Annotated in this window: 7 protein-coding genes; 4 read left to right on the forward strand and 3 right to left on the reverse strand. The window is 65.7% G+C overall.

The window, feature by feature from the left end; translation table 11 throughout:
* Window positions 1–5: 5 nt before the first annotated feature.
* A complete protein-coding gene (locus Aple_RS36575; protein ID WP_155349325.1) occupies window positions 6–614 on the forward strand; it encodes a copper resistance CopC family protein in 609 nt (202 codons plus the stop codon).
* On the opposite strand, the gene Aple_RS36580 is transcribed toward Aple_RS36575, so the two are convergent.
* The 3 genes from Aple_RS36580 to Aple_RS36590 form a co-directional block, all read right to left on the reverse strand.
* Window positions 615–2453, reverse strand: a complete 1839-nt coding sequence (locus Aple_RS36580; RefSeq protein ID WP_170321846.1) for a bifunctional copper resistance protein CopD/cytochrome c oxidase assembly protein — start codon at window positions 2451–2453, stop codon at window positions 615–617. It lies immediately after the preceding gene.
* Between the two features lie 109 nt (window positions 2454–2562).
* Entirely contained in the window at window positions 2563–3975 is a 1413-nt protein-coding gene (locus tag Aple_RS36585; RefSeq protein ID WP_170321847.1) for a PepSY-associated TM helix domain-containing protein, read from the reverse strand.
* A gap of 91 nt (window positions 3976–4066) precedes the next feature.
* Entirely contained in the window at window positions 4067–4597 is a 531-nt protein-coding gene (locus Aple_RS36590) for a hypothetical protein (RefSeq protein ID WP_155349328.1), read from the reverse strand.
* A 627-nt stretch (window positions 4598–5224) separates the two neighbouring features.
* On the opposite strand from Aple_RS36590, the gene Aple_RS36595 reads away from it, so the two are divergent.
* The 3 genes from Aple_RS36595 (at window position 5225) to Aple_RS36605 (ending at window position 8790) form a co-directional block, all read left to right on the forward strand.
* A complete protein-coding gene (locus Aple_RS36595) occupies window positions 5225–6574 on the forward strand; it encodes an AAA family ATPase (RefSeq protein ID WP_155349329.1) in 1350 nt (449 codons plus the stop codon).
* Entirely contained in the window at window positions 6561–7280 is a 720-nt protein-coding gene (locus tag Aple_RS36600) for an HNH endonuclease family protein (protein ID WP_155349330.1), read from the forward strand. Before Aple_RS36595 ends, Aple_RS36600 begins: the two co-directional genes overlap by 14 nt.
* A gap of 241 nt (window positions 7281–7521) precedes the next feature.
* Window positions 7522–8790 carry an IS4 family transposase gene (locus tag Aple_RS36605; protein ID WP_155349338.1) on the forward strand — a complete coding sequence of 423 codons (1269 nt, stop codon included), beginning with the start codon at window positions 7522–7524 and terminating at the stop codon, window positions 8788–8790.
* Window positions 8791–9028: the final 238 nt, after the last annotated feature.

Genomic DNA, 9028 nt, shown 5'->3' on the forward strand with positions numbered 1-9028 from the left:
TCCGGGTGTTACCTCTGGAGTTCACGTTGGCTTCCCTGCCGCGATTCGTCCGTAATCCCCTGGCGGCCGCGCTCGCCTGCGGACTGTTCCTTGCGATACCGGCCGCGCCGGCCGCTGCCCATGACCGTCTGAAGAGTAGTAATCCCACCAAGAACGCCAAAGTCGACAGTGTGGAGACGATCACACTGGACTTCACCTCGAAGGTGCGGTTCCCGGCGGTCGTGCTGATGCTGGGGGACGAGAAGATCGACCTCGGGAAGCCGAAGCTGGACGGGACCGAGGTGCGTACCGAGGTGCCGGAGCCGTTGGCCGCGGGAAAGTACACGATCGCGTGGCGGGTCGTGTCAACGGACGGGCATCCCATCGAGGGGGAGATCCCGTTCACGGTGAAGGCCGCCCCCAGCCCCACGCCTGAGTCCACACCCACGTCGAGCCCAACGGTGACGGCCACGGTCACGCCGACGCCGGTGACCACCTTCTCGGAGGCGAGCGGCGAGGAGCAAGCCGCGGACGGCGGCGGCGTGCCCGGATGGCTCTGGATCGGGGGTGGGATCCTGGTCGTCGTGGGCGTCGTCGTCTGGTTCAGCACCGGACGCAAGACGAACGAGACCTGATCACTGGCGTTTGCCGGTCAGCTGGCGGACGTTTCGCCAGCGGCCCATCAGGAGCAGCATGAGGGTGATGATCGTCAAGGCGGGGAAGGCCAGGGCGAGCATCGCCCCCAGCTGCTGATCGGTCTCGCGATCGGGAGCCCAGACCAGGTCCAGCCAGACATACCAGTCGGCTCCGCGCGACGGGACGGTCAGCAGGACGAACGTGATCAAAGCGTTCAGGGCCAGGGCGGCGGCCAGGATCCGGGTGCGCACGATGGCGACGATCGGGCGAGGGAGCGGGTCCTCCCCGATCGCGGTCGCGAAGAAGATGAAACCCGTCAGGACCACGGTGACCTGAAGGATCAAACGGACCGCGAGGCTGGATTGGGCCAGGTCGAAGAACGGGGTCAGGTAGAGGGCCAGGAGCGGCACGCCGTACAAGCCCAGCGCGGTCCACGGATGGGAGAGCGCGCGGCCGAGCGGGCTGTCGATTCTGGCCTGGCCGGACGGGTTGACCTCCTGGTAGAGGGTCAATGGGGCGCCGAAGACCAGGAGGGCGGGGCCTAAGGTGCTCAGCAGGCCGTACTGGACGGCGTGGACAGAGAAGATCGCGGGGGCGTAGGCGGCCAGGCCGCCGGTCATCGCGTACAGGAGGATGAGGAGGCCGCCGAGCCAGGCCGCCGAGCGGGCGGGCGGCCAGGGCAGGCCGCGCTGGGCGAGGCGGCGCACGCCCGCCAGGTACGCGACGGCGAGACCCACCACGATCAGCAGCAGGATCGGGTCGGGGCGGATCTGGGTGAGCAGGCCGCCGGGGGTGAACGGGGAGAGCACGTAGCCGAGGGCGGTGTTGTCGGTGGTCAGCTCGACCTCGGACGGAGGCGGCGCGGTCCTGGACAGGCCGACCGCCAGGCCGACGGTGGCGAGCATGACGACGATCTCGCCGGCGGCCAGGCGGAGGAAGGGCGATCGGGTGTCGCCGGCTGACATGGCCTCGATCGTGGTACGGCGATGCCGCCAGCCGAACCACCCCAGAACGAGGAGGGCGGCGATTTTGGCCAGGATGAGCAGGCCGTACCGGCTGGTGAAGATGGGTTCGAGGCCGCCGACGCGGACCCACGCGTTGATCGTGCCGGAGACTCCGACGGCGATGTAGCAGCACAGGGCGAGCGCGCTGAAACGCCGCACGGTGGTGACCAGATCGGTGGAATCGCGCAGGAGCAGCACGAGCGCCAGCAGGCCGCCGACCCAGATCGTCACGGCGGCGATGTGCAGCATCAGGCTGGAGATGGCCAGGTTGTGATCGGCTGCGGAGGCGGAGTGCCCGGCGTACGCGGGGGGCAGCACGGTCACGACCGCCGTCACGAGCAGGGCGACCCTGCCCCAGGTGCCGAGCGGCAGCAGCACCCCGATGGAGACGGCCAGCGCCAGCACGGTCACGATCAGAAACGCCTGCCCCTGCGGGATGTTGAACAGGAACGTCGGCAGCACGCCCGACTCGACGGCTTCGCCGACCGGCAGGCCGAGGAAGTCGGACAACGTGAGCAGCGTGGTCAGCGAAGCGCTGAACGTCCAGACGACCGCCCATCGCCCGGCGGCCTGGGCGAGCGAGGCACGCGCTTTGGCGTCCTGCGCGGCGATGACCGATACGACCAGGATGCCGACGGTCGCGACCGCGCAGATGTCGTGCACCAACCGGACGATCGGCAGACCCCAGCGCGTCAGCGACCCCGGCGATGGCAGGCCCGCGATCGTCGGTGCGGGTGTGCCCCCGCCGAACCAGAGCGCCAGCAGAAGGACAGCAAGAGCCGCGAGCGCGCCGACGAATGCCAGCGTTCCGCCGCGTAACCGCGGAGTGGTCATCGCCGACATCCTCTAAAAGATCCCGCCATAACGGTTCCTCAGTATGTCGGTTTCGGTAGTCCAGGGCGAGAGAGGATCGTGCCCGCCGTCGGACGGGCACGATCGCGCGTCAGCCGAAGATCCGGTTCAGGCGAGGGACTCGGCGGATCACCAGCCAGTCGAGGAGGAGCACGGCCAGCATCGTGATGCCCGCGAGCGGGAACAGCAGGCCGAGAACAGCCATGATCGCGATCACCGCGTACGAGGTGCGCCGGCTGGTCGGCCGGGCCGGAGCGCCCGCGCGGCCGTGGGGGCGGCGTTTCCACCACATCCAGACGCCGGTGACGATGAGGGTGATCAGCGCCAGGCAGGCGGCCAGCATGACGATCAGGTTGGCGGTGCCGTAGCGACGACCTTCATGCAAGGCAATGCCCTGTTCAACGGTTTTAGCCATGATGCCGTACTCGTTCCAGCCGAAGTCGACGAGGAGGGCGCCGCTGTACTGGTCGATGTGCAGGGTCTGGGCGGCGGCGGGATCGCGGCGGGGATCGGTGACGACGGTGTAGACGCCCTCAGCGCCGTCAGGGAGGAGGACCTTGACGTCGCATTCGGCAGGAGGGCAGTCCCGGATGGCCGGTCTGGCGGTGGCGAGGGCGCTTTCGATGGAGATGGCACCAGGCTGCAGGACGCCGGTCGCCGCGCCGTGGCCCGCATGGGACTTGGGCACGGGCAGACGTTCGGCCGCCCACGGGACCTTGGCGTCCGGGTTGGTGGACAGATCGCCGGAAAGCGTGGAGGATGACTCGACGCTCGGGTAGCCGGAGCCGAGGCTGTCCTGGAGACGCTGGACACCGTCCCCCCACACGCCGGACCACGGCAAACCCGACAGAACCAGGAATACGATCGCGACACCGGCGAAGACTCCGGTCAGGGTGTGCAGGCGGCGCAACCGGGCGCGCCCGGAGCGACGCGGCCGTTTCCGGGCGCGGCTGGTCCACCAGAGATAGGTGCCGGTGGCCACGAGGATCAGCGCCCAGCAGGCGGCGGTCTCCACCACACGATCCCCGATCACCCCCGACATGAGCTCGCCGTGGACGGTCCTGACAATCCGCATGAACGTGGCCGAGTCGTCGATCTGCCCGAGCACCGCGGCGGTCGACGGATCGACATACACCGAGACACCCTGCGCGAACGGCCCCGACTCCGCCCCTTCCATGATCACGCGCGTGCTCCGGTCCGGCGCGACCGGCGGGATGACCGACATGACCGGCACGCCCGGCCGCGCGAGCTGCGCCGCCGCGACCTGCTCGGCGAGCGGTCTCGCCTGCCCGACCGGTTCCGCGGGGGTACGGACGTCCTGATAGTTCCACGCCTCGAAGGGTTCCTTGAACAGGTAGATCCCGCCTGTCACGGCGAGCACGAAAAGCACGGGGGCGACGAAGAGACCGGCATAGAAATGCCAGCGCCAGAAGGCGCGGTAGCGCTGCGTGGACGCAGCCGGCGCCGCGGAGGGGATCTCCGGGCGCACCTCGACCGAGGTCATGAGTTTCTCCATGGGGAGAGCAGCAGGGGGACGTCAAGCCATGACGGAATAGCCGCGGCTACGGCGGCGACCTAGAGAGAGCGGGAAAGACCTAGTGACGCGGTGGGCCCCTGCGGCACCGCGTCCAGGTGAAGATCTGGCTGCCCGTGATGGCGGGAGCCGGGCCGGTGATCGGCGCCACGGGCCGGACCGGGATCACCGCCAGGGTGGCGGCGAGGAGCCGCCGCAGGCCGAGAAGCGAGCAGGCCAGCAGGCGAATCAGGGTGGCGAGCGCGTTCTCGCCGCGTTCCAGCCACCAGGCCGACAGCGTCGCGACGAGCGCGTGCGCGAGCACCATGCCCAACGTGGTCGACAGGCCGCCGCTGTGGTGCCCGCCGGTGTCCACCACGGCGCCGGCGCCGAAGAGGCGGTGCATGCCGTACTGGGCGGCGAAGGCGGCGGGAAGCAGGGCGGCGAACCCGCGACGGCGGCGGGCGAGCAGGAACGCGCCCACCCCGGTCGCGGCGGCCGCCCCGGCCAGCGTGACCGGCCGGACCCCGGCCCCACCCGCGAACACGTGCATCCCCAGCGACGTCACCACGCAGACAACGGCGAACGCCCCGGCACGCAGGGCGCGAAACATGGGCCGACCGCTGTCCACGCCTCCCATGCTCGCAGAAACGATCAGCCTGGCAAGATCCAGTCTTCGGGCATCACCACCCACGCGCGAAGATACGCAGCCCACGGGCCTCCGGTTCGGATGCTCCGGGTTGAACCATTCACGCCAGAAGCGCGCTGCACGCGGGGCGATGGACGCTGTTCAACGTGTCGGCACCCAGACGCCCCCATCATCGACGACTGAAGGTCGGGTGCGCGGCAGCCGAATTCCACCAAACAGTGCCATACCGATCTCTGTTGGAGAATCGGCCCGCCGAAGTGATAGTTTCCGGAAACTAGGGCGATCGAAGGAGCTTCAGCCCCGGCATCGTCCACCAAACACTCACACGCGGCAGGTCTGGGTTCAGCCAGGAGATCGCCCGCTTAGCGTCGGTCTGTGGATACGCGAACCAGGCGATCGCCCGCCCGACTGTACGGCACCGACGATCAGAAACGGGGCGAGCGATAGAGGGCGTCGGGCGACATCGCTCGAGAGTCCAGCCGGGGAATAGCACCCATGCCGAGCGGCGATATTCTACGAATGCCAATGGAACAGCTTCCGGAATGCAGATCCGGAAACGACTATTATTGAGACTTACGTCAGGCAGCGCAAATGCTAATTAGCGAGCTTGTTCTAGAGAACATCAAGGGATTCGGCGAGAAGGAGACCGGGGTCGCTCTGGACTTTGCCCGGCCCGATGGCAGCCTTCCCCATTGGATTGTTATCGCCGGGCGAAATGGTGCGGGGAAGTCGTCACTTCTCCAGGCTGTCGCCCTAGCTGTCGCAGGACCTTCCGCAGCCCGCACGCTACGGGAGACCTTCTCCGACTGGATTCGCGAGGGCGCACGGGAAGCCCAGGGAAAAGTTCGGCTCCGATTCTCGGAATTTGATCTCTTCGCTCCCGGGAGAAAACCCAACTTCACCCCTTGGGCCGGATTGAAGTGGACACGCGAGGTCGAAGGGCCGGAACCCTCTATCGAGAAGATCAGCGGCACGGGCAAAGAACCCTGGGATCCTGTGCGTGGCCCATGGTCGGCAAACCCACAGGGATGGTTCCTCGCGGGATACGGGCCATTCCGGCGACTCTCGCTTGCCCCCACAGAGGCTCAGCGCCTCATGATGACTCCCGGTCGTCCGGCAAGCCTCGCCAGTCTCTTTCGCGAAGAGGCGTCCTTGTCGGAATCCGTCCAATGGCTGCAACAGCTCTATCTGCGCCGACTCGAGGGGGCACCGGCTGCGGAAAAGGTGGAGCAAGCCGTCCTTCGCCTTCTTGATGATGGACTTCTCCCCGAGGGGATGCGGGTTGACCGGGTCACGTCAGAAGGATTGTGGGTCACCACCCCCGCTGGTGCTGAACTCCCGCTGAGATCTTTGAGTGACGGGTATCGAACTGTCGCGGCCCTGGTTCTGGACCTGGTGAAGCAGCTATACCACGCCTACGGTGACCTCAAAGAAATCAAAGATTCCCCGCATATCACCTTTGGCCACGAAGGGGTGGTGCTGATCGATGAAATCGATGTCCACCTCCATGTTTCATGGCAACAGAGAATCGGTTTCTGGCTGAAGGACCATTTCCCCAACATTCAGTTTATCGTCAGCACGCACAGTCCCTTCATTTGTCAGGCAGCCGATGACAGAGGGCTCGTACGCCTGGCCGCGCCAGGCGAAACGGAACCTGCCCGGATCGTGACGGGCGAACTCTTCAACCGAGTCGTCAATGGAACGGCGGACGATGCCGTCCTAACCGACCTCTTCGGCCTTGACACACCCTTCTCGGAGAAGACCGTGGCTCTCCGGCGCGAGGCGGCCTCGCTCGAAAGGAAGGCGGTTGCCGAACCCATATCACCTGCCGAGGCGGCCCGCTTGAAGGAATTGAAATCCAAGCTACCCAGGACTCCGTCCGCGGATGTCGCGAGCGCCATTCAGCAACTCACGCTAAGTCTCGACGATGCAGAAGATTGACCGGCTTCCCCTGAGCGACGCCACCCAGAGCAAACTGGTCGATCTGGGTAGGCAAGTGGCCACCGCCGAAGATCCGAAGCATGAAGCGCAGGCGTTGTGGACCAGACTCGATCGTGGCCTCAAGAACGAGATACAGGCCATTCTCGCGAGCATGAGTTCAGGACTTGAACGATGCATGTACTGCGAGGACAGCCAGGGCACGGATATCGAACATTTCAGGCCCAAATCCAGCTTTCCGGAGCATACCTTCTCGTGGCTGAATTACCTGCTGGCCTGCACACGCTGCAATAGCAACTACAAGCGGACGAAGTTTCCTCTTGACGCACAGAACGAGCCGCTTCTCATCAATCCGACCAAAGACGACCCTTCGTCCCACCTCCTGCTCTCACCAACCACAGGACTCTACGTTGGCTTGGACCCGAAAGGCCTCACCACGATCGATGTGTGCGGCCTGAATCGTGATATCTGCACAGCAGGCAGAATCAACGCCTGGACGAGTATTGAATGCCTGATACCAGCCTATGCGAAAGCGGTTCGACTTGGAAAGTCGAACTCGGCCGACAAGATCCTCCTCGCGTTGCGTAAATATCCATTTCAGTCGGTCCGAGCGACCATGGCCAATCTTTTCGTCAATTCGGACAATCCTGAGCTGTTCCTATCCGATGATGTCCTGGAGGCTTTCAAGGAATTCCCGCAGCTCTTGTAGACGATCCGTGGGATATCTGCCGCGCAGGGACCGGTTTCCACATGCGCTGAGACCCCTTCTCGGGTCCTACTCAGACCCCAACGCCGCGAAGGAGATCTCCATCAAGACCGGCTCCGGCGACGTCAGGTCTTGGTGCAATGCCACTCAGCTTAAGTTGATCATCGTTTGACGTGCGGGGATGTGCCATCCTGACCGTTGCGAGAGTGGCCCCGCAAAAGATCTACTACGGTTCGTGATCGTGATGGAGACCGGAGAACAGTCCCTTCGGCGGTTGGCGGACGCGGTGTCGCTGGGCGTGCTGGCCCGGTGGGTGCCCCGCGATGAGATCGACACAGCGGTCACCGTGACCGGGAAGAAGGCCAGACGCAAGGACGGCAAGCTGCCGCCACACGTAATGGTCTACTTCACCATGGCGATGGCGTTGTTCGCCGACGAGGACTACGAACAGGTCCTGGCCCGGTTGACCGAGACCTTGGCCTCCTGGCCGGACTGCTGGGACACCGCCTGGGAGGCCCCGGGCTCGGGCGGTATCACCCAGGCCCGCCAGCGTCTGGGCTCTGAACCGATGAGGCAACTGTTCACGCAGGTCGCGGTCCCGGTGGCGGACATGTTGACGCCGGGGGCGTTCCTGGGGACCTGGCGGCTGGTGGCCATCGACGGGATGGAATGGGATGTCCCGGACAGCAATGAGAACGCGGAGGTCTTCGGCTATGCCGGGTCCGGGGACAAGCGGTCGGCCTTTCCCAAGGTCCGCGTGGTCGCCCTGTCCGAATGCGGTTCCCACGCCTACCTCGCGGCCGCGATCGGCGGAGTCGGCACCGGCAAGGGATCGGGCGAGCAGTCCCTGGCCCGCCGGCTGTGGAGCGAACTCGATGAGGACATGCTGCTGATCGCCGACCGCGGTTTCTATTCTTTCGGTGATTGGCGGCAGGCGGCGGCCACCGGAGCGCAGCTGTTATGGCGGGTCAAAGCCGACCTGCGGCTACCGATACTGGAGAAACTGCCGGACGGCTCCTACCTGTCGGTACTGGTCAACCCCGATATTCAGGGCAGAGGCCGGGAGGCGCTGGTCGAGGCGGCACGCACCGGGAATGATCTCGACTCCGACCAGGCGGCCCTGGTCCGCGTGGTCGAATACACCATCCCCAATCGCAAGCCAGGCGACGGCAAGGGCGAGGGCGAGCTGATCTGCCTGATCACCACGATCGTGGACCTGCGGGACGGCCCGGCCGCCACCCTGGCCGAGATTTACCACCAGCGGTGGGAACACGAGACGGGTAACGACCAGCTCAAGACGCACCTGCGCGGGCCGGGCCGGGTGCTGCGCTCCAAGAAACCCGACCTGGTACTCGCGGAACTCTACGGGTACCTGCTGACGCACTACGCGCTCAGCGCGTTGATCTGCGAGGCCGCGACCGAAGCCCAGATCGATCCCGACCGGGTCAAGTTCACCCGCACCGTCCGCAAAGTCCGCAGCCGCGCCGACGGTACTGCGGATTTTTCCCCCTGACCGGCACGAGCATGTCCTGTCGGCGCTGAAGAGGGACATCACCCGCAAGAAGAACCTCAACCCCAGGCGACGCGACCGCAGCTATCCCCGGGTGATCAAACGGGCCCGGCACAACTCCTACCGTGTCAAGAGGCCCGGTGACGTCGGCGTACGCCACGACGGCCCGGCCGCAGTCAGGCTCGCTAATCTCTCCAGGCTGGCCCTCGCCTCATGATCAATTTAAGGTGAGTGGCATTGG

Source organism: Acrocarpospora pleiomorpha, from assembly GCF_009687885.1.
Classification (GTDB): Bacteria; Actinomycetota; Actinomycetes; order Streptosporangiales; family Streptosporangiaceae; genus Acrocarpospora; species Acrocarpospora pleiomorpha.

Excerpts from the sequence above, each read along its gene's own strand:
- Aple_RS36580 (WP_170321846.1), bottom strand. The coding sequence starts at position 2,453 with ATGACCACTCCGCGGTTACGCGGCGGAACGCTGGCATTCGTCGGCGCG.
- Aple_RS36585 (WP_170321847.1), bottom strand. The coding sequence starts at position 3,975 with ATGACCTCGGTCGAGGTGCGCCCGGAGATCCCCTCCGCGGCGCCGGCT.
- Aple_RS36590 (WP_155349328.1), bottom strand. The coding sequence starts at position 4,597 with ATGTTTCGCGCCCTGCGTGCCGGGGCGTTCGCCGTTGTCTGCGTGGTG.
- Aple_RS36595 (WP_155349329.1), top strand. The coding sequence starts at position 5,225 with ATGCTAATTAGCGAGCTTGTTCTAGAGAACATCAAGGGATTCGGCGAG.
- Aple_RS36600 (WP_155349330.1), top strand. The coding sequence starts at position 6,561 with ATGCAGAAGATTGACCGGCTTCCCCTGAGCGACGCCACCCAGAGCAAA.
- Aple_RS36605 (WP_155349338.1), top strand. The coding sequence starts at position 7,522 with ATGGAGACCGGAGAACAGTCCCTTCGGCGGTTGGCGGACGCGGTGTCG.